The following is a 25,073-nucleotide window of genomic DNA, read 5'->3' as shown; positions in this document are numbered from 1 at the left end:
ATTTAGTATCATGCAGCATGATAGTGCAGCCAGTTAATCACTAATCACTTATCACTACTCACTAAAAAACTGTACCCTCTGTATCCTCTGTGGTAAACCGGGATGCAAATGTACAAAAATCTCTTGTATTTATATCTTTTTATTCTGCCATTTTGCTTTTTTGAAGTAAATATAGCTTGTGGTAAGTAACAATGTATAGTACACAATCTCAATGGTAAAGCACCATTCGATGGGAGCTTTCAACCACATTCCGATGAAGATTATATACGAACCATAAATGACGATGGTTATTACTTCAAGTAACAAGGCAGCTTGTGTGTTACCGGTACCGGATATTCCGTTAAATACGATATTGGCTACGGAGGCTATGAGCATGGCAATGCAGATGACATAGACAGATGGAACAGACTCGGCTATCAGGGCAGCTTCATTTGTATAGATGGAGAGCATAGCTTGCGGAAATGTTGCGGTGATGACGACCAATGCCAGCATAACGAAGAATGAAAAACGGGCTATCTTATTGATGAGTGTCATTACGTATTGTATTCCTCCTGCGCCAATGGCGTTACTGACCAAGCTATTAGTAGTGGTGGCCAGTGCGTTTACCGGAATGAGCATTACGATGTATATGCTTCGCACAATATTGGCAATGGCAAGTTCACGTTGTCCCAACCTTTCTACAGCTACGAAGAATATGAACCAGGTAGCCATTGACAAGAAGTACTGCAACATAGTGAAACAGGAGATACTAAGTATACGCATCAGTAACTGAGGATCGAAAGAACGTAATTTATTCAGGCCATACTTTTTCAGGTCGACGGTGATATACGTATAAATGAGGAAGAACAGAATGGAACTGGCTTCTGCTATTACAGAAGCAATGGCAGCTCCTTTGATACCCATTTCCGGGAAGCCGAAATGCCCGAATATCATTGCATAGTCCAGCACTACGTTTGTCAGTGCCATGACGACGGCATTGATGGTAAGTACCTTTGTACGCGTAATGCCGATATAAAGTGCCCGGAACATTACGTTGATAAACGAAAAGAAGAATCCGTAGATACGCCAGTCCAGAAATTCCATTGTGGCATCGTATATGGATTCGGAGGAAACCAGCATCCGCATAATATTGCCTCCGAAAGCCTTTGTAAAGCTGAATAATAGTAATGCCATCAGCAGCATGAACATAACACCTTGTATCATTACCGGTCCTACGTCAGAGTAACGACCTTCGCCATTACGGCGGGCAATAACAATTTGCGAGCCGGTACTGAAGCCGAAAGCAATAGTAAAGATGCAGATATAGAAAAGTCCACCCATAGCCGAAGCTCCGAGTGCTACTTCACCTACACGTCCGAGAAAGGCGGTATCAGTGACGTTAATAACATTTTGTGCCAGTAAACTAAGAAGTATCGGGTAACTGACACTCCAAATTTGCTTGTTAGTGTACATAAATGAGCGTTTAGGTTTGCAATTTGCAAAGATAACGCTTTTATCCGGATATACTGTCGGGGGGAAGAGTTAAATCAATTGTGTGTTTGCCGTGTTTATCGGTAGTGACGGTATAACTACCTCCGAAATGTTTCAATAACAGCTTATTTATTTCATGGCGGATGCTTGCTTGTTGTGAATGGTATTTCGGATCAGCCAGTGGGCTATTGATAATTTGGAAATGAATGATTCCTGAAGTATCGCTCTGGTTTACTGTAAAGGTAATTTTTCTTCTTTCTTTGCTTTTGTCCGGATAGATCAATGTGCTGAGCAAGGCTTGTGTTATCCGTCCGGTATCTGTTGTGATGTCCTGTGTGCTGATATTAGCCTTAAACAGAACTTCTATGACTCCCTCGTTTCTCATCTGCGCCATATAGATAGCATCATTACAAAGTGCAATTGCATCGTAAGTCTGTATTTGAAACTTCATCATATTGGCTTCGAGGCGGGATAGATCGAGTACATCATTTACCAGTTGTATCAGTTCTTCAGAATTCTTCTGGATGATGGCCGAATACTCTTGTCTCGTATTTTCGTCCATATTGGGTTCCGAAGCTATAAGTTGTGAAAAACCAACAACTCCGTTGAGAGGGATACGGATATTGTAGCTCATATTAGAGAGAAAATGATTTTTAGTCTCGTTAGCTTTCTCAATCATCAGGGTGGCTTTACGGGTTTCGCTTTCTGCTATCTTCAAAGCTTTTCGCACCTGGTAGGCACGTATCGTGAAGAAGATTAATATGATCAGGGCAATAGCGATAATGCAGAATACCAGAAGTTGGATTTTACTCTTCAACTGTTCTTCTTCAAGCTCCATTTTATCTATATGGTAGTTGCTTTGTATCAGATTCATTTGTTTATCGGACAGTTCGGTAATCAGTGAGTCTTTCATCTGTATAACCTTTTCGTAGATTGGTATTGCTTCCTGACTACGTCCGGCTTCGGTTAGAATATCAGCTTTGGCGGACAGTTGATTGACGTAATCGCTGCTGAAAGCGTCTTTTAATAGTACAACAGTAGAATCCAATTGGTTGATAGCACGGTTGTATTCTTTGCAAAGACGGTAATAAGAGGAATATGCATCGTGATAAAGTACCCGATACATAAAATAAGTATTGGAAGTGAGGTATTCGGTGCTTTTTTCAAGATGTTGGAGGGCCAGCAGAGGTTGTTTCATCTCTACATAATAATATGTATAGTAGATATCATTGAAAATCATCGGATCCTGAAAAGCCTCTTTCATCGTTGGATTTTCTGCGATATAATCAGACAGAATTTTCTTTTGTTCATCCAGATACTTTTTCTGATCCTGGAGATCTTTGTTGGCTTTGCTGAGTGAGATAAGTTGGCAAAGTACGGAGTTTCTTACAATCACATTATTCATTTGAGGAAGAAGTTTATGAGCTTCTTCCAAAGCTTGTTTACCTTCTTTCCATCGGCCTGTACCCATATAGGCATTGGCGAGACATTGCTTGGCGCCTATCAGACCACGTATGTTCTTGGCCTCTTGTGCTTTCTTATACATTTCAAGCGACTTGTTGATAGCAAGCTCGATTTGCTCTCTGTAGGAGTATAGATCTATCTGGCATCTTTGTGAATCGAAGTAATAATCCCACAAACCAGCTTGCCGGGCGTAAGGCTCCATGTCCGATATCTTTTTGACTACGCTATCCAGCTCATTCTGATTATAGTAATAAATAACCTGAAAGTAGAGTGCGATTCCGGCATACTTGGGATTGTTTTGAGTGATAGCCTCCTTTAACAACATATTTGAGTAATAGATGCATTTGGGGCTTGTCTGTTCCATCCGTGTTATGCTTTGTATAGTGTGCAGGCGTAGAGAATCATGCGGCATGTCGGGCAACAGTCTTTCCAGACTATCAGCATTGGTTGTTGACGGAACTGCCAGACTTATCAGGATATGGCAGCATAAAGCGAATATGAAGATCAGTCGTTTCATTGTAGCTTTTTGTTTTTGGTTGCTGCATCTGGTTTTATAGGATGGGTGAACATGAAACGGGCACCTGCTGTATATTCCGGATCAATCCATATTTTTCCTCCGATCTGTTCAACAATAAGCTGGCAGATAGAAAGTCCCAAACCTGTACCCTGGGCGCCTTCATTCAGCTTTTCGAAGCGGTTGAATATCCGGTTTTGATTTTCTAGAGGAATACCGCAACCGGTATCAGTGACCGAAAAGATGGCGGTATCATCTGATTCTTTTTGTATCTCAAGAGTAATGGAACCTTCCGTAGTGAACTTTGTAGCATTAATTAGTAGGTTGATAAGTAGCTGTTGCAGGCGTGAATCATCGGTTAACAATGGCAATGATTCCAGTGTGGTGACAAAGTGAACATCGGCTTGCGTTTGCTTTACTTTCTTTACGGTGTCGATAACATTACGGCATATGACTACTGCATCACACTTTTTAAAATTAAATACCAATTTAGTCATATCCAGATTGGACAGGTCTATTACATCGTTGATCAGGTTTAATAGTAATTCGGAGTTTTGCTGTATGATATCATTGCATTGCCGCCGTGTTTCATTGTCAATAGAATCATCTGTGAGAATGGCGGAGAACCCCGATAGAGCATTCAATGGAGTGCGAATCTCATGACTCATATTTGAAAGGAACAGACTTTTGGTTTTGATGGAATTTCTTGCATGTCTCTGTGCTTTTTCCTGTTCTTCTTTTGAATGGCGCAAGCGTTTGTTTTCTGTTCGTATGTGGAAAATGAGTACTGTGATAAGAATTGATAGAGAAAGTACTACCAGAATACCCCATAGGATAGTCTGGTTACGTTCCTGTTGGTTCTGAATTTCCATTTGATCTATTTGATAAATGGTTCGCAGTTCGTTAATCTGACGCACATAGCTGAGATTATCCAAAGAATCCTGCAATATATTGGTCGTTTGGTAAATGAGGCATGCTTTGTCAGTTTGTCCTAATTTGGACAGAAGTTGGGCTTGCTGAAGATTTAACTGTATGTGCTGGTTAGGAGAGTAGGCTGGATTTATCTCTTTGGTGAGATTGCTATATTTCTCTAGAGCCAGATCATATTGACTACTTTGCTTATAATAGCTGGCATACAGGTAATTCAAAACAAAACGCATATATAGATTGTTATGTTCAGAGTTTGCTTTTGTAGCCTGTGTGATATATATGAGTGCTTTGTCTGGTTGATTGATTGCGACATAATAGTAGGCCCGGCATATCGAAACGTAAAAAAGAGTGGAAGTAGTTGGGTATTTGTCGAAAAGAGCTTCGAACTGTTTTAAATATGTAAGTGCCTTATCTGTATCTCTTATCTTTAACAGTGTGAGAATCAGATTTGGGAAAATATGTATTTTCAGATGATCTGCATCTTCCGAAGTGTTTAGAATATTTAATGCTTCTGTGTAAGAATCGATGGCTTGTTGTCTCATATTTGCACCCAGATAGGCGTCTCCGATAGCACGAAGGGAAAGGGCAATGCCTTTATCATAGTTCATTTCCTTGGCTTTCTCATACATGGTGTGTGCTTTATCTACAGCTATTGTAATATCACCACGAATAGCATATGCACTGGATACCAATTGTCTCAGATGAAAAAGGCTACTATATTGTTTGTTTTTTTCTAGTTGTGGATCAAGCTCTTTCTCCCATAAAATAATACTGTCGGCAGTTATATTTTTTGCATAAGGTAAGTTGTTGTCTATGAGAATTTGTAAGTCGGCAAGGTGTTCCGAAGTGTTATTCACAGAATAGACTGGGACAGAATATAGAAAACCGGCCAGCATTCCTAATATGTAATAGATATAAATTCTCACTGTTTGATGTCCTGTTCGCGATGTTTGGTGCAAAAATAAGTAAAAAGAGTGAAGATATCACGATATCTTCACTCTTTTTACTTATTTATTTTCTGTCTATCAGGTTCTGTACTCCAGGACCTTCATGATTGGGATAACCGAAGGTGACTACGCCAGTGTTTATCTGTGTCTACTTTTAGGCTGTAATAGTCATTTTGGGTCCGGCATTTGAGTACTAAGAGATTATATGTTTAGCTATTCATACTCATCAGGAACTCGTCGTTGTCTTTTGTCTTTTCAAGACGATCTCTTACGAAATCCATAGCTTCTATCGGATTCATATCTGCCAGGTATTTGCGTAGGATCCACATGCGGTCAAGTGTTGTCTTGTCAAGTAACAAGTCGTCACGACGTGTACTTGAAGCCACAATATTGACAGCTGGGAAGATACGCTTGTTGGATAGATTGCGATCAAGCTGCAGCTCCATATTACCTGTACCTTTGAATTCTTCGAAGATAACCTCATCCATTTTGGAACCGGTATCGATTAATGCTGTTGCGATGATGGTTAGCGAACCGCCATTCTCAATATTACGTGCAGCACCAAAGAAGCGTTTGGGTTTGTGCAATGCATTGGCATCCACACCACCGGACAATACTTTACCTGATGCCGGAGAAACGGTATTGTAAGCACGTGCCAGGCGTGTGATAGAGTCCAGGAAGATAACTACGTCATGTCCACATTCTACCAGTCTCTTTGCTTTTTCAAGTACGATACCTGCAATCTTCACGTGGCGTTCTGCCGGTTCATCAAAAGTAGAGGCGATAACTTCGGCGTTTACACTACGTGCCATATCGGTTACTTCTTCCGGGCGTTCGTCGATCAATAGCATTATCATATATACTTCCGGATGATTGGCTGCGATGGCGTTAGCAATATCTTTCATCAACAGGGTCTTACCTGTTTTAGGCTGAGCCACGATCAAAGCACGTTGCCCCTTACCAATTGGTGAAAACAGATCTACTACGCGTGCGGACATCGAATCGGAGTATCCGCCTTTACAGAGTCTGAACTTCTCATCCGGGAAGAGGGGAGTCAGGTGGTCAAAAGGTACACGGTCACGTACGAATGCGGCATCACGACCATCTATTTTAGATACTTTTACCAGCGGAAAGTATTTTTCTCCTTCTTTAGGAGGACGAATGATACCCTCTACTACATCACCGGTTTTTAGACCGAATAATTTGATTTGTGATTGAGATACGTAGATATCGTCCGGAGATGAAAGGTAGTTATAATCAGAAGAACGAAGAAAACCATAGCCATCCTGCATGATTTCCAGAACTCCTGTACCGGTGAGGATATCATCAAACTCATAAGGCTTTTCGCGCTCAATCACTTTACGTTCCGGAGCCGGAGCATTCTCTCCCATATTCTGCTGTTGGGCAGGTCTCTGCATAGGCAGGCGGGGGGGATTATTTCTTGGTGCGTTATTGTTGTTAGGATTATTGTTGTTATCGCGGGGACGGATAACGCGGGGACGCTGTTGGTTCTGTGCCTGTTCAGGAACAGGAGTAACCACAGGCTCTGTTTTGGTTGATTCGAATTTACCGAAAAGTTCTGTTGGTAATTCTACTTTCTCAGAAGGGAGATCTTCTATTGGGATAAAATCGTCATCAGCACCTTCGGATAAGATATTGCTTTCTTCATCGATAACTGCTGGTGCTTTGGGTTTAATAATGGGCTTTGAAATAGGTTTTGTCTCTATTTTCTTTACCTCAACCTTTTTTGCCTCTGTCTTTTTTACTTCAACCGGTTTTTCAGTTTCGGCTGCTGCAACTGGAGCTACTTGCTCTTCTTTAGGCTTGTTTTCTGTAGCATTTTTACGAGGACGGCCTACTTTCTTTTTGGGAGTTACTGCTGTTTTTTCTGTTGCAGGAGTAGTAACTTCAGTTTTTATAACTTCTGCTTTTACAGGCTTAGCTTCTTTAGGTTGTACTTTGGCTGCCGGAGTCGGAGTGGGAGCAGTTGTTTCAGTTTTGGTTATCTCACCATTTTTGGTAGCGGAGAATACTTTGTTTTCTTTCTTCATTGCTACCCGTGAACGTTTTTTCTTGTCTTCATTACGCTCCTCTTTCAATTTATCTGCGGCAACTTTCTTAGTAGCGCCTGCGATAGCTTGTTCGTCAAGGATTTTGTAAACAAGTTCTTCTTTCTTTAGTGAGTCTGTCTTTTTTATACCCAGTTCGCGGGCAATAGTTTGTAGTTCCGACAAATCTTTGTCGTTTAATTGGATAATGTTATACATACAGTATAGTAAGTTATTAATATTTTTTGTTCAGCTGGAATACGGACGTCACAACACAACTTCACCAGTCATTGGTTATGCGAACATATGCTTTAATTATTATGAATCAGGGATGTTTCTGTTGAATTGGATATCTACCTGTTTCTCTCCTATGAGAGAAGGCAAAGTATTTCAACGGCGCAAAGATAATAAATAATTTTGGTTTCATAAATAAATCATCATTTTTTTCATTTATAAAGTGTATCTTTGTTACTCAAATTATAACATTATGATAATTACTGAAGCTCATCTTATTTATTTTTCACCTACCCATACTTCTAAACAAGTAGGAGAGGCAATTGTTCATGGAACGGGGGCAACAAATGTGTTGACGACGGATTTGACTTTAAAATCGGTTGATGAAATGGAACTTCCTACTTCGGCATTGGCTATTGTTGTTGTCCCGGTATATGGTGGACATGTAGCTCCTTTGGCTATGGAGCGCCTGGAGAATATCCGTGGTACGGATACTCCGGTAGCTTTGGTAGTAGTTTATGGGAATCGTGCCTACGAAAATGCGCTGACGGAGTTGGATGCTTTTGTTTTACTGAATGGCTTTAAAGTAATAGCTGGAGCTACTTTTATTGGAGAGCATTCTTATAGCAGTACTAAATGTCCCATTGCAGCAGGCCGTCCTGATACTCATGATTTAGAGCTTGCCAGAGATTTTGGTAAGAAGTTGAGGGCAAAAGTTGAGGCAGCCTCTTGCCTGGAGACTCTGTATCCGGTTAATCTTCGTTCTATTCCTCGTCCGCAACAACCTTTTTTCCCTTTATTCCGTTTTTTACGTAAAGTAATAAAACTACGTAAGAGTGGGGTACCCTTGCCACGTACTCCGTGGCTGGATGATGAAAGTCTTTGTACGCATTGTGGTACATGCGTACGTCATTGTCCTGTTGGCGCTATTGTAAAAGGAGATGAAGTACATACGGATGCTGAAAAATGTATTAAGTGCTGTGCCTGTGTCAAATCATGTACACAACAGGCGAGGGTTTATGATACTCCGTTTGCTGTGTTGCTTTCCCAATGTTTTACCCGTCAGAAAGAGCCAAGAACAATCTTGTAATAAGGGTTGCAAAAAGGCTCGAATAATAGATATTGCAAGAGTGTACACTTCTGTCATACAAGAGTGTACATCTTTGTGGTGCAAGGTTGTACATTCTTGTTATACAAAAGTGTACATTCTTTTAAGTGTTGATTATTAGTGGGTTATCTGTTGCTTTCTCACTCATCTTGAATACTGTTACTTTCTTGGTTTTTTCGTCTATCCGGAAGCGATTGTCAGTTCGTTCTCCTACGATCCAGATTATTTTGTCTCCACAACATAATACCCATTGGTTTTCTTTCTGGATAATTGAAAACTTCCTGTCTGTCAGATAATCACTGACTTTCTTTTTGCCTTTCATACCGAAGGGAATAAATATATCTCCCGTTTGCCATTTTCTTAAGTTAAGTTCTCCGATTAGTTTGTCGGTGTCGAAACAGGCAATATGTTTCTCATGGGGAATAATAAAATCTCTTGTGTATTCTTTCTCTTCTTTAATCAGGCAGAAAGGAGGGATTTCTTGCTTTTCTTTCTTGTCGATTAATAATAACTCTCTGTCTTTGACTACTCTCCAGCCGTCTTTACTGATAAACTGTTTTCCGGTTTGCCCTTCCAGTATAGCCAGAATATTTTTTGTTTGTGCTGCATTGAATCCAAGTGGATAGAGTATCTCGAATAATAAAGCTCCTGGTGAAGGCTCTTTTAAAAGGGGGACGATACGGATATTTCCTTTCTCTATAACCCGTTGCTTTCCTTCTTCTATACCTTTATTATATATCCGATTTACATCATTCAGATAATTGCTTGTATCAATAATATGCTCTTTGACTAAAGGATTGATTTCCTGCATCAGTGGCAGTAGGTTTAGACGTATCTTATTGCGTGTATACTCGTCCTGTAGGTTTGTACTGTCCGTCACGTATTCTTGTCCGGCATTTTGCAGGTAGTCTGTAATTTCTTTGCGACTGATGCATAGGAGCGGACGTACAATATCTCCGTTTTTAGGGCGTATTCCTAATAATCCGTTGATACCCGTTCCTCGTATGAGGTTGAGTAATACAGTTTCTACACTATCGTCCTGATGGTGGGCTACAGCGATTACATCCGCTTTGGTTTTCTCTTTTATTTCCGCAAACCATTGATAACGTAGTTCGCGCGCTGCCATTTCTATCGATATTTTCTTTTCAATAGCATATTGTTCTGTTGCAAAATCAATGGTATATAATGGAATTCTCATTGTTTTGCATAACTTTCGGACAAACATTTCGTCCCTGTCTGATTCTGCTCCCCGCAAATGAAAATTACAGTGGGCGGCTTCACAGTCATATCCTAATGTGTGAAGTATACGTAATAGTGCTACCGAATCAGCGCCACCGCTCAACGCCACTATTATCCGGGCATTTAAGGGGAACAACTTCTCATTATCAATATATTGTGCAATCTTTTTTTCTATCATATCGCAAAGATAAACAATGTGATTAAATTAATAATTAATAATTAAATATTCTTTTCCATCATCCGGGTACTTCCCTATGCGGGGCGCTATTTAAAAACATTCTAAATAATTTGTCTCCTCGGAACTAATCTGTTATCTTTGCCGAAAATTAAGAGAACAAAGTATGCGTTTGTCCGAATTAAGAACAGGAGAGAAGGGCGTTATCGTCAAAGTACTCGGCCACGGAGGTTTCCGTAAACGTATTGTCGAGATGGGCTTTATTAAAGGTAAGACCGTAGAAGTGTTACTCAATGCCCCTTTGAAAGATCCCATCAAATACAAAGTATTAGGTTATGAAATTTCGCTTCGTCGGCAAGAAGCTGAGATGATCGAAATTATAGGTGAACAAGAAGCGGCAGAACAGGCACAGCGACAAGAGAATTATCACCAGAGTATCAGCGAGAATGTTCATCCGGGTGAAGAGGAATTGAAGCGTCTGGCCCTTGGTAAGCGAAGAACAATCAATGTTGCGTTGGTTGGCAATCCGAACTGTGGAAAAACCTCTTTGTTTAATCTTGCATCCGGTGCCCATGAGCATGTTGGCAACTATAGCGGGGTGACTGTCGATGCAAAAGAAGGTTATTTCAACTTTGAAGGTTATCATTTTAAAATAGTCGACCTCCCCGGTACTTATTCACTTTCGGCATACACACCAGAGGAAATATATGTACGTCGTCATATTATTGACGAAACTCCCGATGTAATTATTAACGTTGTAGATTCTTCCAACCTGGAACGTAATCTTTATCTTACGACTCAACTTATTGATATGAATGTCCGTATGGTAATTGCTCTTAATATGTATGACGAGCTTGAAGCCAGTGGCAATACCCTCGATTATCGTCTGTTGAGTAAACTATTCGGCGTACCTATGGTTCCCACTGTTTGTAAAAAGAATCTAGGTATTGATCATCTGTTTCATGTGATTATTAATCTTTATGAAGGGGGGGATTTCTTTGATAAAAATGGTAATATTAATCCTGAGGTAGTTAAAGAATTGCAGGATTGGCATCGTACGCATGTCGATGAAACTCATCATGAGGAACATTTTGAAGATTATATTCATCCTCATAAATCGGGTGAACGTGTTTTCCGCCATATACATATCAATCATGGGCCCGATCTGGAAAAGGCCATTGATGCGGTAAAAGAGGAGATTTCAAAAAATGAAGCCATCCGGTCTAAATATTCTACCCGTTTTCTTGCAATCAAACTTTTAGAGAATGATCCGGATGTTGAACGGATTATCCGAACCTTGCCCAATGCAGAAGAGATTATCCGTATACGCGAAAAAGCGGCGAAACGTGTGATGACTGCATTGAATGAGGATAGTGAATCTGCTATAACCGATGCTAAGTATGGTTTTATCAGTGGTGCACTGAAAGAAACCTTCACAGATAACCACCAGGAAAAGGCACAGATGACGAAAGTGCTTGATTCTATTGTGACACATCGTATATGGGGGTATCCAATCTTTTTCCTTTTCATGTATATCATGTTTGAGGGTACGTTTGTACTTGGAGAGTATCCGATGATGGGGATTGAGTGGTTGGTAGAGGCATTAGGAAATCTTATAAATAATAACATGTCCGAAGGTCCGTTGAAAGACATGTTGGTCGATGGTATTGTAGGTGGAGTAGGAGGAGTTATTGTTTTCCTGCCTAATATTCTTATTCTCTATTTCTTTATCTCTCTGATGGAAGATTCCGGATATATGGCTCGTGCAGCTTTTATTATGGATAAGATAATGCATAAGATGGGACTTCATGGTAAATCGTTTATTCCTCTGATTATGGGATTCGGGTGTAATGTGCCTGCTATTATGGCCTCTCGTACCATTGAGAACCGGAAGAGCCGTCTTGTTACCATGCTTGTTAACCCATTGATGTCGTGTAGTGCTCGTCTCCCTATTTATCTACTGTTGGTGGGTGCATTCTTTCCGAACAATGCGGGGCTGGTATTGTTTTCTATCTATTGTATTGGCATATTGTTGGCAGTGTTATTGGCACGTCTGTTCAGTAAGTTTCTGGTTAAAGGAGATGATACCCCGTTTGTGATGGAATTACCGCCGTATCGTATGCCAACTATGAAATCTATTTTCCGGCATACCTGGGATAAAGGCGAACAATATCTTCGTAAAATGGGAGGAATTATTATGATTGCATCCGTTGTTATTTGGTTCCTGGGATATTATCCCAATCACGATGCCTATGAAACCGTAGCCGAACAACAGGAAAATTCTTATATCGGGCGGATTGGAAAAGCCATTGAACCTGTTATCGAACCTATGGGTTTTGATTGGAAATTAGGTATTGGACTGATTTCCGGAGTTGGTGCAAAGGAGTTGGTTGTTAGTACGCTTGGTGTACTTTATACAAATGATGCTAATGTGGATGATACCACTTTGGGCGAACGAATCCCTATTACGCCATTTGTAGCTTTCTGCTATATGTTGTTCGTACTGATATATTTTCCATGTATTGCTACATTTGCAGCTATTAAGCAAGAGTCTGGAAGTTGGAAATGGGCATTTTTCACAGCCGGATATACTACTGTGTTAGCATGGGTATTAACTTTTGCTGTTTATCAGATAGGAGGATTATTTTTATGACTTTGAACTGGCAGGAATGCGTTGTTGCTGTATTATTAGTTCTTTGTGTGATTCGCATTGTGTATGGAATTTATAATTTTTTTCGTCGCACGAAAAATAATGAGAATCCTTGTGCAAACTGTGCAAGTGGCTGTGAATTAAAGCGTCAGCTTGAAAAGAAGCAACAGGAATGTAAAGAAACCAAAAGTCGTCCAAAGAAAAATTGCTGCGGATAGTTTGGAGATTTGAAAATTAGTATTACCTTTGCAACCGCAAACGAGGAAATAAGGTTCCTTGGATGAGTGGCTTAGTCAGCGGTCTGCAAAACCGTGTACGGCGGTTCGAATCCGCCAGGAACCTCAATTATTACTCTAAATCCCTTGAAAGTACTTAACTTTCAAGGGATTTTTCTTTGTGGGGGCCATTTGGGATCATGCTTTAACAACTGAAGATGTAAAAGTATCAATAACCAGGGGGATTAGCTTTTAAATTAGTATCTTTAACAGCAGTACTTCTAAATTGAATACGATCCAAATGGTTGTGATTAGCTTTCAAATTAGTATCTTTAACAGCTAAAGTGTGGGAACAAGACGATGATGCTTGTTGTGATTAGCTTTCAAATTAGTATCTTTAACAGCTACAATATTCAGTTCAAAGATGGAGATAAGGTTGTGATTAGCTTTCAAATTAGTATCTTTAACAGCGTTATTTATCAGTTCCATATCAGAGACCCGGTTGTGATTAGCTTTCAAATTAGTATCTTTAACAGCTTAACAAATCCATATGTCCCATCTTCCCGCGTTGTGATTAGCTTTCAAATTAGTATCTTTAACAGCGTCGGGTCTTTTACAGTGCCCCCTCGGCTTGTTGTGATTAGCTTTCAAATTAGTATCTTTAACAGCACTAACTTCGGTAAGTGCTGTTTTTAAGTAGTTTACGAGCCTTGTATATAGAATTTTTTGAGTGAAGATAGTTGCTTATCCTTTGTTATAAATAAAAAAAATGGTTCGAATTGTAGAGTTCCAAAGCTATAAAATAGGAAGATGAGGTCAACATCTAATTGCTTGCTTTTTTCATTTGTTTATGAAACGGTGGCCAAATACTAAAGATTAAAAGCTGAACACAAAAAAACATTGTGCTCAGCTTTCAGCCTGAATGTAAGAGATTATATGATATTGGTTTTATTTTTTAAGTTTCTTTCCGGGGACATCGTGTAATTTCGGACGAGTTGGGCGGATATTATAGGTATTCATCCAATTTTCAAGAATATCACGATGCTTTTGTAACTCATTATTGTAAGTATTTTCCATTGTCAGGTTTCTTGTTTCGCCTCTATCTTCTTGCATGTCAAATAGTTGTTCACGATGATTCCCTTTATCGTAAAGTACATATTTATAACGTTTGCTACGTACCATCCAACCTCTGGTTTTGCTGCCATCAAACTGTGTTTCGGTGATGATATAGTCCTGATGCGGGCTTTGCGGGTTTCCTTCTTCCACAATTTTACGAAATGATTTTCCGGTTGCACCCTTTGGCATTTCAGCACCTGCCCAATCACAGATAGAAGCAAAGAAATCTATACCATTGCTGATGAGCTGAGGCAGTACTTTACCTGCATGCTTCTTACCTGGTAATGTGATGATGAGAGGAATATTAACCACTTCTTCATATAAGGCAGATTTCTGATTCCAGTGGTGAGCACCTATACCATCTCCATGATCGCTGGAGAAGATAACGACTGTATTCTTCCAAAGGTTGTTTTTATCGATAGCATCAATAATTTTTCCGATTTCCTTGTCTACCTTTTCTACCAGACGGTAGTAGTTATACCGGTACATGCGCCAGTTTTCGGGGGTATAGTTAGCTGTAGGATATACATTATAGTTATTTGCTCTTTCGTTTTCTATGATATCAGCATCATAAGGACTTTTTGCAAAATTGGCGGGTAGCCCCGGACAGTCCCGAATGTCGGGGGTGTCTATATTGCCATAAGGTAAATTCTGACTTCGTGCATATTCACAGATGTTGTGCGGGTTATCGTACGAAGCGACCAAAAAGAATGGCTTCTTGTGCTCGCGTGAAAGGTATTCGGCACAAGCTTCCGCCAATCCGTCATCGCTATGTTTATATATATTGTCGAAGCCATATTCCTTATCGGGTATATCAAGCAAAGGGATATGCCATTTGCCACCATAAGCACAATCGTATCCGGCATTTTTTATCAATGTACCCAATGTTTGGTTCTTGAGTGAATCGGGCATTGGTGAGCCGTTTACGGATAATCCTACTGCGCCGGGATAGTGGCCCGTAAACATTGCACCGCGTGAAGGGCCACTAAGGGGAGAGGTACAATAAGCATTGTTGAACATCACACCGGCAGCAGCCAACCTGTCAAGATTAGGAGTATGTAAATCCGGATTTCCGGCACAACTCATGGCATTGGCTGTTTGTTGGTCAGTGAAGATGTAGATAATGTTGGGGTGTTCGGCGGCAAAAGCCACAGAGGGGCATAACAAAGAGAGTGATGCCAGATACTTCATTGAAATAGGTTTTACCATGTTATTTAGTTTTGATAAATAAATCATCTTTGGGAGGATTATTTTCCTGATTGCTAAGTTACTCTTTTTTGTCTGTTTGGATTGATATTTATGTCCTTTTTGTTCAATGGAATGTTTATTAAGCTATCAATTTTGTGTGAATTACCTGTAATTTTGTGCAAATACCACTTCATTGCTATGTGACAGCCATTTTGAATGTGATTGGTATATGTCGTTAGAAGGAAGGTGCTATTCAAAAAGAAAGTGGTCTGTTACGGTAATATGTAACAGAATACACTTTCTTTTATTGAATTTGTAGCGGATTATTTCTTCGTGTTCTTATCCGAAACAGAAGTAATATTCCGAACCGTTACTGATGTAGAGGGTATCTTCTCTTTTTTCAATAAAGATACAGTTTTCTCTTGCCAGCCATCCGATAGCCAACATTACATCTTCAATAGCCAGATTGGTTATTGTACATAGTTCGTGAACGGAGATTTTCTTCATCTCGTTAAGTACCCGCCATACTTTGCCTGAATTTTCTCCAATTCTTGCTTTTTCCATAATGCAGATATATTTATTGTTTCCCTGATTATATAACAAAACAGAGGGGTGAAAAAGTCGGGTATAATGCTTCTGAATGAACACTATAAATGAAATAGCGGTTCTGATTTTGTAACTTTGAAACTAAATAGGTACGAAAAGTGGAAAAGTTTCGATAAATGAAAAACGTTTTCCGATATTCGGAAAACGTTTAAAAGATGAGTGAGCCTCTTGTCGGATTCGAACCAACGACCCCGAGATTACAAATCACGTGCTCTGGCCAACTGAGCTAAAGAGGCGTTTTCTGTTTTGCGGGTGCAAAGGTAATCATTTACTCCAAAATTCCAAATAAGGAAATGAAAAAAATAGGATGAAAATGCTATTTGATAAGTCATATGATTTGTTTACTTTTGCAAATCAATTAATTAGGTATAAAAGAAAATGAAGAAGATTTTTTTTAATGTGTCTTGTCTGGTCTTGTTGGTTACAGGCGTTTTAGCTTGTTCCGGACAGGGAAAAAAGGATAAAGAGAGTGCTGCTACGGATAGCGTATCGGTTGCTATAGGAAATAATAGTGCCGTACAGGCTGATAGTACGGGATACATTGTTAAGGTAGGAGAGATGGCTCCCGATTTTACGGTGACGTTGACCGATGGAAAACAGGTGAATCTTTCCACACTTCGTGGGAAGGTGGTAATGTTGCAGTTCACCGCCAGTTGGTGTGGTGTATGTCGTAAAGAGATGCCTTTTATTGAGAAAGATATCTGGTTGAAGCATAAGAATAATCCCAATTTTGCTTTGATCGGTATTGATCGTGATGAACCGTTGGATAAAGTACTTGCTTTTGCAAAAGCTACCGGAGTTACTTATCCGTTGGGACTTGACCCGGGAGCGGATATCTTTGCTAAATATGCACTTCGCGATTCGGGAATTACAAGAAATGTATTGATTGATCGTGATGGGAAGATTGTGAAGCTCACACGCTTGTATAATGAAGAAGAATTTGCCTCTTTGGTGCAAAAAATTGATGAAATGCTAAAGAAGTAGTTTTAAAAAGACAAAAGCCGGTGTTGACTGGCTTTTGTCTTTTTGAAACGAACGGAATACTTAAACTTTATTAATCCCTAAACTCATTTTATGATTATAACTCTCATTATTTTAGTACTATCTGCAGCTTTTTTTATGAGTGGTAAGGTGCGTTCTGACCTCGTTGCTCTTTGTGCATTGATTTCTTTACTTATTTTCCAGATACTGACTCCTGAAGAGGCTCTTTCGGGCTTCTCCAATTCGGTAGTTATTATGATGGTAGGACTGTTTGTGGTTGGTGGGGCTATCTTTCAGACAGGGCTGGCAAAAATGATTAGTAGTAAGATATTGAAGCTGGCAGGTAAAAGTGAATTACGATTATTTTTATTGGTGATGTTGGTTACTTCTGCTATCGGAGCTTTTGTTAGTAACACAGGTACTGTAGCGCTGATGCTCCCCATTGTAGTGAGCCTGGCTGTCAGTGCGGGTATGAATCCCAGCCGCTTGTTGATGCCATTGGCTTTTGCAAGTAGCATGGGAGGTATGATGACTCTGATTGGTACACCACCCAACCTTGTGATTCAGAATACATTGACAAGTGCCGGATTTGAACCTTTGTCTTTTTTCTCTTTTTTACCTGTGGGTATCATTTGTGTAGTAGTAGGTACACTCGTGTTGTTGCCCCTTACCAAGTGGTTTCTTTCAAAGAAAGGAAAGAAACAGGATGGACTCTCTTCCGGGAAGTCATTGAACCAGTTGGTGAAAGAGTATGGGTTATCCAGTAATTTATTCCGTTTGCGTGCTGTTTCTACATCTGCATTGATAGGAAAAACAATTATCGATCTGGATGTACGGCGTAAATATGGACTGAATATTCTGGAGGTACGTCGTGGAGATGCTTCTCAAAATCGTTTTCTGAAAACGATTACACAAAAACTGGCCTCTCCTGATACCGTGATGCAGGCTGAAGATGTGCTTTATATTACAGGTGAGGTTGAGAATGTGGATCGGTTTGCTCAGGATTATCTGTTGGAAATGCTCGACGGGCATACAACAGAAGAAGCCGCAAAGGCTGATAAATCACTTGATTTTTATGATATTGGTATTGCTGAAATCGTATTGATGCCTTCTTCCAATTTATCGAATCGTACCGTGAAAGAGGCTGGTTTCCGCGATAAGTTTAATTTGAACGTGTTGGGTATCCGCCGTAAAAAAGAGTATATCCTGCAAGGACTGGGTAATGAGAAGATGCACAGTGGAGATGTACTTTTGGTGCAGGGTACCTGGCAGGATATAGCACGATTGAGTAAGGAAGATGCCGATTGGGTAGTGTTGGGTCAACCTTTGGATGAGGCAGCTAAAGTAACATTGGATTATAAAGCTCCTGTGGCGGCTGCTATCATGCTCCTGATGGTAGTGATGATGGTATTCGATTTTATCCCGGTGGCTCCTGTTACTGCGGTGATGATTGCGGGAGTATTAATGGTGCTTACAGGTTGTTTCCGAAATGTAGAGGCGGCTTATAAAACAATAAACTGGGAAACAATCGTATTGTTTGCAGGTATGCTTCCCATGTCGTTGGCATTGGAAAAAACGGGAGCGTCAGAATACATATCCAATAGCCTTGTCAGTGGATTGGGGAGCTATGGACCGATTGTTTTGATGGCAGGTATTTATTTCACTACCTCACTGATGACAATGTTTATCAGTAATACTGTGACGGCAGTATTGATGGCACCTATTGCCTTACAAAGTGCCTTGCAGGTAGGGGTTAGCCCCGTGCCCTTCTTGTTTGCTGTCACTGTAGCTGCCAGTATGTGTTTTGCATCTCCGTTCTCAACACCTCCCAATGCTTTGGTGATGCCGGCAGGGCAATATACGTTTATGGATTATATAAAAGTAGGATTACCACTTCAAATAATAATGGGGGTAGTGATGGTATTTGCATTGCCACTACTGTTTCCGTTTTGATAATGTGCCAATATGATAATATGCCAATGTGCCAATTGGCTGTGCTATTACACTGCGCAGCAATTGGCACATTGGCATATTGGCACATTAACACATTATTAATTTAGCCAGATAATCGTAATGCTTTCCTTCTTTGACAAGCTCGGCTTTGAAACCATATTCAGCAGCATAGAGGCTGAGAGTCTGGAAATCGATATATAGCCAGTCGAATGAGTCTCCTTTAATATCTTTATATTGCATTTGAAAATCAATCTCACCATAGTAGTCTCCGGCAAGGTCTATTTCAAAACTACCATCTTCGTCTTCAAAAAGATAGCGTAAATCACTTGAGTCCATTAATATACAGCCGCCCGGGCGAAGTAACATTTTCATTCTCCGGAAAAAAGCAGGCATATTTTCCAGTCGTCCGATGATACCGGATCCATTCATCAACATTAGGATTGTATCGAATGTGTCAACAAACTGTTCATCGAACAAATTAATAAGTCGGGCGTTAGTAACACCACGTTGTTTCATTACCTCTACAGACAACGGGGAAATGTCGATAGCACATACTTCTTTCCCCATTTCCTGAAGAGCGATGGCATGGCAACCACTTCCGGCACCAACATCGAGAATACTTCCGTTTGCCAGTTGCAGAGCGGTGCGTTCAAGCAATGGCATTGTTTTGGCATTACGGAAAAGCTGTCTTACGGGGATTTCGTCCTCATCGAACTGTGATGAGAATACTTGTAAGCGGTTAGCCTTATGATGATTGAAATAGTCGGCTATGGCAGCTCCCATAGGATCTTTGTCTGTTGTGAGTAAGGTTGTTTCCATTACGTCGTTATTGGTTGTTAAGGAAGCAAAGATAGATAATTCGGAGAAAAGGATTATCTTTGTACATTGAAAATATGAATTAAAGAAGTAAGATTATGAGCTTAGAAGATGCAATGATGGGGGGTATCGTTTTTAAAGGGAAGAAAGACGGTCCTAAAAAAGAGGAAGATAAGGTGAAGACGAAAGCTAAGAAAACAACTTATATTAAAGGAACGCATGGCTCTGGCGCTGCAAAAATGAAGGCGGAAATAAGAAGGAAAAGGGCGGGAAGACGTAAGTAGAATTGAAAATTGAAAGTTGAAAATTGAAAATTACTATGCAGCGTGACAGCGCAACTAATTTTCAATTTTCAACTTTCAATTTTCAACTAAATAAAGGTAATATTTCAATCCAGTAATCGTCCGGATCATTGATGAAATACAATCCCATAGCTGTATTTTCAAAGCATACGCAGTTCATCTCTTTGTGATACTGACGGATGGCATCATAATCGCCAGCTACGCGAAAGCAAAGATGGCTTTCGTTTTCTCCTAATTCATAAGCCTCTGTATGTTCTTTCAACCAGGTAAGTTCCAGTAGGAATCCGGTCGTATTATCAGTGAGATAAACCAATATGAATGAGCCGTCTTTAGCCTCTTTACGATGATGTTCTTTCAGGCCGAGCGCTTTTTCATAAAATGCGATACTGCGCTCTAAATTGGTTACATTGATGTTGAAGTGATCAAATCTGCTTTTTATTTCCATATTTAATAATGTGATAATTTGCTAATATGCCAATGTGCCAATTGCTGTGCAGGGTAATAGCGCAGCCAATTGGCATATTGGCACATTGAATAATTATTTAATCCAGGCTTTTACAATTTCTCCTGCATATGTACGTGGTTGCCCTTCCAGTGGAGCTTGTGACGGGAGTTTCTTGCATTCAAGAATTACCGAAGGCTCTGTCTGGTTAGAAGGATAGAATCTTACAGAGTAAGTTTCTGCTTTCTCTATCTGTTCGTTGGACTGATCGGGAGAGAATATGGTGAAAACAACAGGTTTACCGTCCATTTTTCCTAATGAACCACCTGCATTGGCAGTCATCATCGTCATGTTGAATGCATCTTTACCAATAGCAATTACAAGTTTGCCTGCACCCATCTGAATAGCACTGGCCGGTACCTTTGAAGGTTCTACTTCCGTATAACCGGGTATGCTACCTGATGCAGACGGAGTGGCACTTGCAGACGGGGTGGCAACAGTAACGGGTGTTGCCGGAGTGATAACTACCGGTCCGGGAGCTGTTACTGCTTTTTTCGTAGTCTGTACTTCAGGTTCTACTGCTTCTGCTGCTCCTAATGCCCGGGCTGCACTGGCAAATAGATCATCTGCAAAGTCTACTGTCTTTTTACGCCATTTGGCCAGACCGCGTATCAACTTGGTCTTTGATTTGTTGAGTGCATATTTATCAGTAATCCACTCTTCGGCGGTATATCTTTCGGTTTCACGATAACTGAAACGTATCTTTTCTATTTCCATCAGGCACTGACCGGGTTTGCAGGTTACAGTAATCTGATAGTTTGTCAGTGTGCGGTCTAATGACAAGGCACTCGATCTGAATACGATCCATTCTTCGCCAATTCCCGCTATCATTCCTTTTTCTTTGTCCCAGTAAGCAATACGGCTTCCCTGGTTTTTATTCTCTTTCAGCCTGTTTTCCATCCATTTCATCATTCTGTCGAATATCTGATCCTGTGACATACCTGGTATGCTGAATTCTTTGGAAAATACAACTTTTCCATCTACTTCGGGAACCGCACCAACAAGGTATCTGCTGTCGTCGTTGTCATCTTTATCTTTCTGTGCCATGATACTTACCGGCAGGCAGAGAAGAAATAATACAAGAAAAAAGTGTGTTAATCTGTTCATAATTCTATGTTTTATTTAGTAATATCAAAAGTTTCTCCTCGGTGAGTGATGTTGATAAAATGGCATCCATTGGCCTCTGCTATGTTTCGGAAAGCATTTCCTCCCTCATAATCTTCACTGAAGTGCATGGGTACAAATATAGTAGTTTTTATTTGTTCAATGAATTGTTTGGCTCCTTTCATGTAATCTTTTCCCATTCGCCGGTCTACCGGAAATAAGACGAGGTCAATGGCAGGAGCTTGTTGCTTCAGATATTTCACTTCTGCCAGAAAATCGCCATTCGCTTTACGTATTTCCTCTTCGGTAGATTCTTCACTCCAATGCCAATTGTTGAGATCGCCGGCATGGAATATATGCATAGCTTGCAGGTGAATGAGGAAAGAAATTCCCACGTCTGTCGAGCCGAATGCGTCAATTCTCAAAGCATCATCCTCATAGCTTTCTCCTTTATTAATATAAATAGCATCTTCCTGCTTGGCACGACGATGTTTCAGGATATCTTTTGAGAAAATATAGATGATGTCCGGACGTTGTTCTTTCCACGTCAGTATCTCGCGATTAAAATGATCGGGATGGAAATGGGTAGAAAGAACATATAGCTTACCGGGTTTCTCCAATAGATAGTCATGTACGATTCCCCGGTTTCGTTCTGTTTCTGACGAATCTTTATAATAATCAATAATAAGGGTTACACCTTCGGCTTCGATGGCAAAACCACTGTGGTAGATATAATCCAGTTTCATGGGTTAATGGTTTAGGAATGCAATATTACATATTCTTCTCATTACAAACAAGAAAAAGTAAGAAAATCAGGGAGCCAGACGTGTTACTTTCCAGGTTCCGTCTTTCTGTAGCGTATACAGAAAACGGTCATGTAGCCTGTTGGGCCTGCCTTGCCAGAATTCTATCCGGGTAGGAGTGACGGCATATCCTCCCCATTGCTGCGGGCGTTCCACTTCTTTTCCTATCCATTGTGCTGCTTCTTTCACGAAGCTTCGTATTAACTGCATCCGGCTTTTGATGGGCTGGCTTTGTGGAGAGATACGGGCTCCGATACGGCTTTTATATGGACGGTTTTTAAAATATTCATCCGATTCATGGGCCGGAACTTTGGCTACAATGCCTTCTATATGTACCTGCCTTTCCAGCTGATGCCAGATGAATGACAAAGACACGTGTGGATTATTTGCCAGATGCCTGCCTTTACGGCTTTCATAATTCGTGTAGAATATGAACTTGCCATTATGAAGGTCTTTCAATAAAACGGTTCGTGTCGAGGGTTGTCCTTCGGGCGACACAGTGCCTACGACCACTGCAGTAGGTTCGTCTACTTTGGCATCAATGGCTTCCTGGAGCCAGCGGCTAAACAGCAAAAGCGGATTGTCGGGAAGTTCACTTTCCTTCAATCCGCCTTTGGTGTATTCTTGCCGGATGCCGGCGAGATTTATTTCCATGATTTTAATGCTATTACATTGGAACTTCTATTAACAGAATATGTGAGTCTTTCAGAGTCTCAAGCTCAAAACTGTTGGTATCATAGATGCCCATGCCATCCCGGCGTTGCATCACTGTACCATCCACTACTATCTCTCCTTCAATAAGGAAAATGTAAACTCCTCCGTGAGTCTGATGCAGATGATAACCTAACTTTTTACCGGCTTCCACTTTACCGATGGAGAACCATGTATCCTGTAGTAGTGAGGCGGGAGTACTACCGTCAGGTGATACAATCAGTGACAGTTCATTTTTTCGTTCCAGTTCGCGGATACTGTAATCATTGTAAGCAGGATGTGTATTCCGTTCGCGTGGCATGATCCAGATCTGCAGGAATTCCACAGGTTCCGTTTTGCTACCATTTATTTCACTATGGAAGATACCCGTACCGGCACTCATTACTTGTATATCGCCCACAGTAATCACCCGGTTGTTCTTCTTACTGTCTCCGTGTTCCAGTTTTCCTTTCAGGGGGATAGATACAATCTCCATATTCTTGTGAGGATGTGTCTGGAAGCCTTCTCCGGGAGCAACACGATCATCATTCAATACCCGTAATGCACCAAAATTGATACGTTCCGAGTCAAAATATTCATCAAAACTAAATGTATGGTGACTATCCAGCCAATCGTAGCGTGAACGTCCGCGGGTATCCGCTTTATGTATTACCTTTTTCATTATTTCTTCTTGGTTTATAAGTTTATATATACAGTCAACAGTTGCGGATAACGAAAGGTTCTATCTCTTCACTTCATTTAGCAAGGGTTTATGATTTATAAAATCACGGATATTTTGTAAAGTGGTCGTTGCAATATTTCCTAATGCCTCTTTGGTGAAGAAAGCCTGATGAGAGGTAACAATTACATTATTGAATGATAGCAAGCGTGCCAGTACATCATCATCGATGATACGGTCGGACTTATCTTCGTAGAAATATTCACCTTCTTCTTCGTAAACATCCAGTCCGGCAGAACCTACCTTCTTATTTTTTAAACCTTCTATAAGCGCATTGGTGTGGATGAGTTGCCCACGTCCGGTATTGATAATCATTACTCCATCCTTCATCTTGCTGATAGAGTAATCGTTGATCAGATATTTGGTTTGTTCGGTAAGCGGACAATGCAGAGAAATAATATCCGAGCTATGATACAGTTCGTCCAATGAAGTATATACTACCTGGTTTTCACGGGCGAAGTTATAATCCGGATAGAGATCATATGCCAGTATATTCATTCCGAATCCGCGTAGGATATGAATCAGTATTTTAGCTATTTTTCCCGTACCGATGATACCGGCAGTTTTTCCATGCATGTCAAAGCCCATAAGCCCGTGCAGGGAGAAGTTTCCGTCGCGGGTACGCCAGGAAGCACGTGGTATTTTACGGTTGAGTGATAACATGAGTGCTACGGTATATTCTGCTACAGCATAGGGAGAGTAGGCAGGAACACGTAATACGGTTATTCCGTTGTCGGCCGCAGCATCGAGGTCCACATTGTTATATCCGGCACATCTTAGCGCCAGGAGTTTTACGCCATTGGCTGCCAGCGTGCGGATGACTTCTGCATCAGCTGTATCATTAACGAAGATACAGACGGCATCCACACCTTGGGTTAATAACACATTGTTCTTGTTCAGATGTCCTTTGAAATAACGTATTTCATATCCGAACTCTTTATTTTTTTCGTTGAATGAAGTTTCATCATAGGGCTTGGTACCAAAAAATGCGATTGTATATGCCATAATTTCTATGTTTATTATCTATAATAACACTGGAAAACCTCAATAAGTTCGTATCTGTTATCTTGCTTTTAAAAGTTCTATTTTAACAGTGTGTTAAATACCTATTTAAGTCACTGTGAAAATGCATAGTTTATACTTCAAAAGTACTATACTTTGCATCACTAAAGATGGATAGTTTGTCCGTATGTTAATATTGTTAATTGGGCTTTGATGTGTTTGTTACAAACGAAACTATTTCGTTTTTTCATCAAATACTTCTTATTAGTGAAATTAA

General features: G+C 40.4%; 20 protein-coding genes, 2 tRNA genes and 1 CRISPR repeat array. Of the genes, 7 read left to right on the top strand and 15 right to left on the bottom strand.

The annotated features are described in order from the left end of the window. Window positions 1-129: 129 nt before the first annotated feature. The 4 genes from HCG69_RS13440 to rho form a co-directional block, all read right to left on the bottom strand. Entirely contained in the window at window positions 130-1,452 is a 1,323-nt protein-coding gene (locus HCG69_RS13440; RefSeq protein ID WP_221650445.1) for an MATE family efflux transporter, read from the bottom strand. 40 nt (window positions 1,453-1,492) lie between these two features. Next, window positions 1,493-3,451 (bottom strand): histidine kinase dimerization/phospho-acceptor domain-containing protein, encoded by a 1,959-nt coding sequence (locus HCG69_RS13435; RefSeq protein WP_221650444.1) that lies wholly within the window; start codon window positions 3,449-3,451, stop codon window positions 1,493-1,495. Beyond that, window positions 3,448-5,274, bottom strand: coding sequence for a HAMP domain-containing sensor histidine kinase (locus HCG69_RS13430; RefSeq protein ID WP_221650468.1), 1,827 nt, complete (start codon window positions 5,272-5,274; stop codon window positions 3,448-3,450). Before HCG69_RS13430 ends, HCG69_RS13435 begins: the two co-directional genes overlap by 4 nt. Before the next feature lie 260 nt (window positions 5,275-5,534). Further along, a complete protein-coding gene (gene rho, locus HCG69_RS13425) occupies window positions 5,535-7,592 on the bottom strand; it encodes a transcription termination factor Rho (protein WP_221650443.1) in 2,058 nt (685 codons plus the stop codon). A 268-nt stretch (window positions 7,593-7,860) separates the two neighbouring features. Here rho and HCG69_RS13420 point away from each other — a divergent pair, with 268 nt between their 5' ends. Beyond that, entirely contained in the window at window positions 7,861-8,697 is an 837-nt protein-coding gene (locus tag HCG69_RS13420) for a 4Fe-4S binding protein (RefSeq protein ID WP_221650442.1), read from the top strand. A gap of 121 nt (window positions 8,698-8,818) precedes the next feature. Here HCG69_RS13420 and tilS read toward each other — a convergent pair whose 3' ends face one another. Beyond that, window positions 8,819-10,132 (bottom strand): tRNA lysidine(34) synthetase TilS, encoded by a 1,314-nt coding sequence (gene tilS / locus HCG69_RS13415; protein ID WP_221650441.1) that lies wholly within the window; start codon window positions 10,130-10,132, stop codon window positions 8,819-8,821. Between the two features lie 163 nt (window positions 10,133-10,295). On the opposite strand from tilS, the gene feoB reads away from it, so the two are divergent. From feoB to HCG69_RS13400, 3 genes are all read left to right on the top strand, one after another. After that, window positions 10,296-12,782 (top strand): ferrous iron transport protein B, encoded by a 2,487-nt coding sequence (gene feoB, locus HCG69_RS13410; RefSeq protein WP_221650440.1) that lies wholly within the window; start codon window positions 10,296-10,298, stop codon window positions 12,780-12,782. Beyond that, a complete protein-coding gene (locus HCG69_RS13405) occupies window positions 12,779-12,997 on the top strand; it encodes a hypothetical protein (protein WP_007486464.1) in 219 nt (72 codons plus the stop codon). The genes feoB and HCG69_RS13405 overlap by 4 nt, the downstream gene beginning before the upstream one ends. A 52-nt stretch (window positions 12,998-13,049) precedes the next feature. After that, window positions 13,050-13,121 (top strand) — tRNA-Cys (locus HCG69_RS13400). 111 nt (window positions 13,122-13,232) lie between these two features. Then, a CRISPR array of direct repeats spans window positions 13,233-13,663; the repeat unit is 36 nt; unit sequence GTTGTGATTAGCTTTCAAATTAGTATCTTTAACAGC. Between the two features lie 279 nt (window positions 13,664-13,942). Here HCG69_RS13400 and HCG69_RS13395 read toward each other — a convergent pair. From HCG69_RS13395 to HCG69_RS13385, 3 genes are all read right to left on the bottom strand, one after another. After that, window positions 13,943-15,319 carry a sulfatase gene (locus HCG69_RS13395; RefSeq protein WP_221650439.1) on the bottom strand — a complete coding sequence of 459 codons (1,377 nt, stop codon included), beginning with the start codon at window positions 15,317-15,319 and terminating at the stop codon, window positions 13,943-13,945. 318 nt (window positions 15,320-15,637) lie between these two features. Then, on the bottom strand, window positions 15,638-15,862 hold the full coding sequence (locus HCG69_RS13390) for a winged helix-turn-helix domain-containing protein (RefSeq protein WP_221650438.1): 225 nt from the start codon (window positions 15,860-15,862) through the stop codon (window positions 15,638-15,640). Between the two features lie 204 nt (window positions 15,863-16,066). After that, window positions 16,067-16,140, bottom strand: a tRNA-Thr gene (locus tag HCG69_RS13385). 142 nt (window positions 16,141-16,282) lie between these two features. Between HCG69_RS13385 and HCG69_RS13380 the strand changes: the two genes are divergently transcribed. Both HCG69_RS13380 and HCG69_RS13375 read left to right on the top strand, forming a co-directional pair. Then, a complete protein-coding gene (locus tag HCG69_RS13380; RefSeq protein ID WP_221650437.1) occupies window positions 16,283-16,888 on the top strand; it encodes a TlpA disulfide reductase family protein in 606 nt (201 codons plus the stop codon). A gap of 90 nt (window positions 16,889-16,978) precedes the next feature. Continuing rightward, on the top strand, window positions 16,979-18,838 hold the full coding sequence (locus HCG69_RS13375; RefSeq protein ID WP_221650436.1) for an SLC13 family permease: 1,860 nt from the start codon (window positions 16,979-16,981) through the stop codon (window positions 18,836-18,838). Window positions 18,839-18,925: 87 nt separating this feature from the next. Here the strand turns inward: HCG69_RS13375 and HCG69_RS13370 are convergent, their stop codons facing one another. After that, window positions 18,926-19,657, bottom strand: a complete 732-nt coding sequence (locus HCG69_RS13370) for a bifunctional 2-polyprenyl-6-hydroxyphenol methylase/3-demethylubiquinol 3-O-methyltransferase UbiG (protein ID WP_122200726.1) — start codon at window positions 19,655-19,657, stop codon at window positions 18,926-18,928. Window positions 19,658-19,752: 95 nt separating this feature from the next. Between HCG69_RS13370 and HCG69_RS13365 the strand changes: the two genes are divergently transcribed. Further along, the gene (locus HCG69_RS13365; RefSeq protein ID WP_195660829.1) at window positions 19,753-19,938 is read left to right on the top strand and encodes a hypothetical protein; all 186 of its coding nucleotides are present in this window, start codon (window positions 19,753-19,755) and stop codon (window positions 19,936-19,938) included. An 82-nt stretch (window positions 19,939-20,020) separates the two neighbouring features. Here HCG69_RS13365 and HCG69_RS13360 read toward each other — a convergent pair whose 3' ends face one another. The 6 genes from HCG69_RS13360 to HCG69_RS13335 form a co-directional block, all read right to left on the bottom strand. After that, a complete protein-coding gene (locus HCG69_RS13360) occupies window positions 20,021-20,401 on the bottom strand; it encodes a VOC family protein (protein WP_195660828.1) in 381 nt (126 codons plus the stop codon). Between the two features lie 93 nt (window positions 20,402-20,494). Beyond that, window positions 20,495-21,565, bottom strand: coding sequence for a DUF4468 domain-containing protein (locus HCG69_RS13355; protein WP_196039688.1), 1,071 nt, complete (start codon window positions 21,563-21,565; stop codon window positions 20,495-20,497). 11 nt (window positions 21,566-21,576) lie between these two features. Beyond that, on the bottom strand, window positions 21,577-22,308 hold the full coding sequence (locus HCG69_RS13350) for an MBL fold metallo-hydrolase (RefSeq protein ID WP_221650435.1): 732 nt from the start codon (window positions 22,306-22,308) through the stop codon (window positions 21,577-21,579). Window positions 22,309-22,374: 66 nt separating this feature from the next. Beyond that, entirely contained in the window at window positions 22,375-23,019 is a 645-nt protein-coding gene (gene pdxH, locus HCG69_RS13345) for a pyridoxamine 5'-phosphate oxidase (RefSeq protein WP_221650434.1), read from the bottom strand. 13 nt (window positions 23,020-23,032) lie between these two features. Further along, a complete protein-coding gene (locus tag HCG69_RS13340; protein ID WP_221650433.1) occupies window positions 23,033-23,737 on the bottom strand; it encodes a pirin family protein in 705 nt (234 codons plus the stop codon). A 60-nt stretch (window positions 23,738-23,797) separates the two neighbouring features. Then, window positions 23,798-24,799, bottom strand: coding sequence for a 2-hydroxyacid dehydrogenase (locus HCG69_RS13335; RefSeq protein WP_221650432.1), 1,002 nt, complete (start codon window positions 24,797-24,799; stop codon window positions 23,798-23,800). Between the last annotated feature and the right edge of the window lie 274 nt (window positions 24,800-25,073).

Origin of the sequence: Bacteroides sp. K03 (genome assembly GCF_019734355.1) — a bacterium.
Lineage (GTDB): Bacteria > Bacteroidota > Bacteroidia > Bacteroidales > Bacteroidaceae > Bacteroides > Bacteroides nordii.
Note: the sequence above shows the minus strand (reverse complement) of the source record. Positions and strands in the feature narration are given on the sequence as shown.

Coding starts and splice junctions, on each gene's coding strand:
- HCG69_RS13440 (WP_221650445.1), bottom strand. CDS start 1,452: ATGTACACTAACAAGCAAATTTGGAGTGTCAGTTACCCGATACTTCTT.
- HCG69_RS13435 (WP_221650444.1), bottom strand. CDS start 3,451: ATGAAACGACTGATCTTCATATTCGCTTTATGCTGCCATATCCTGATA.
- HCG69_RS13430 (WP_221650468.1), bottom strand. CDS start 5,274: ATGCTGGCCGGTTTTCTATATTCTGTCCCAGTCTATTCTGTGAATAAC.
- rho (WP_221650443.1), bottom strand. CDS start 7,592: ATGTATAACATTATCCAATTAAACGACAAAGATTTGTCGGAACTACAA.
- HCG69_RS13420 (WP_221650442.1), top strand. CDS start 7,861: ATGATAATTACTGAAGCTCATCTTATTTATTTTTCACCTACCCATACT.
- tilS (WP_221650441.1), bottom strand. CDS start 10,132: ATGATAGAAAAAAAGATTGCACAATATATTGATAATGAGAAGTTGTTC.
- feoB (WP_221650440.1), top strand. CDS start 10,296: ATGCGTTTGTCCGAATTAAGAACAGGAGAGAAGGGCGTTATCGTCAAA.
- HCG69_RS13405 (WP_007486464.1), top strand. CDS start 12,779: ATGACTTTGAACTGGCAGGAATGCGTTGTTGCTGTATTATTAGTTCTT.
- HCG69_RS13395 (WP_221650439.1), bottom strand. CDS start 15,319: ATGGTAAAACCTATTTCAATGAAGTATCTGGCATCACTCTCTTTGTTA.
- HCG69_RS13390 (WP_221650438.1), bottom strand. CDS start 15,862: ATGGAAAAAGCAAGAATTGGAGAAAATTCAGGCAAAGTATGGCGGGTA.
- HCG69_RS13380 (WP_221650437.1), top strand. CDS start 16,283: ATGAAGAAGATTTTTTTTAATGTGTCTTGTCTGGTCTTGTTGGTTACA.
- HCG69_RS13375 (WP_221650436.1), top strand. CDS start 16,979: ATGATTATAACTCTCATTATTTTAGTACTATCTGCAGCTTTTTTTATG.
- HCG69_RS13370 (WP_122200726.1), bottom strand. CDS start 19,657: ATGGAAACAACCTTACTCACAACAGACAAAGATCCTATGGGAGCTGCC.
- HCG69_RS13365 (WP_195660829.1), top strand. CDS start 19,753: ATGAGCTTAGAAGATGCAATGATGGGGGGTATCGTTTTTAAAGGGAAG.
- HCG69_RS13360 (WP_195660828.1), bottom strand. CDS start 20,401: ATGGAAATAAAAAGCAGATTTGATCACTTCAACATCAATGTAACCAAT.
- HCG69_RS13355 (WP_196039688.1), bottom strand. CDS start 21,565: ATGAACAGATTAACACACTTTTTTCTTGTATTATTTCTTCTCTGCCTG.
- HCG69_RS13350 (WP_221650435.1), bottom strand. CDS start 22,308: ATGAAACTGGATTATATCTACCACAGTGGTTTTGCCATCGAAGCCGAA.
- pdxH (WP_221650434.1), bottom strand. CDS start 23,019: ATGGAAATAAATCTCGCCGGCATCCGGCAAGAATACACCAAAGGCGGA.
- HCG69_RS13340 (WP_221650433.1), bottom strand. CDS start 23,737: ATGAAAAAGGTAATACATAAAGCGGATACCCGCGGACGTTCACGCTAC.
- HCG69_RS13335 (WP_221650432.1), bottom strand. CDS start 24,799: ATGGCATATACAATCGCATTTTTTGGTACCAAGCCCTATGATGAAACT.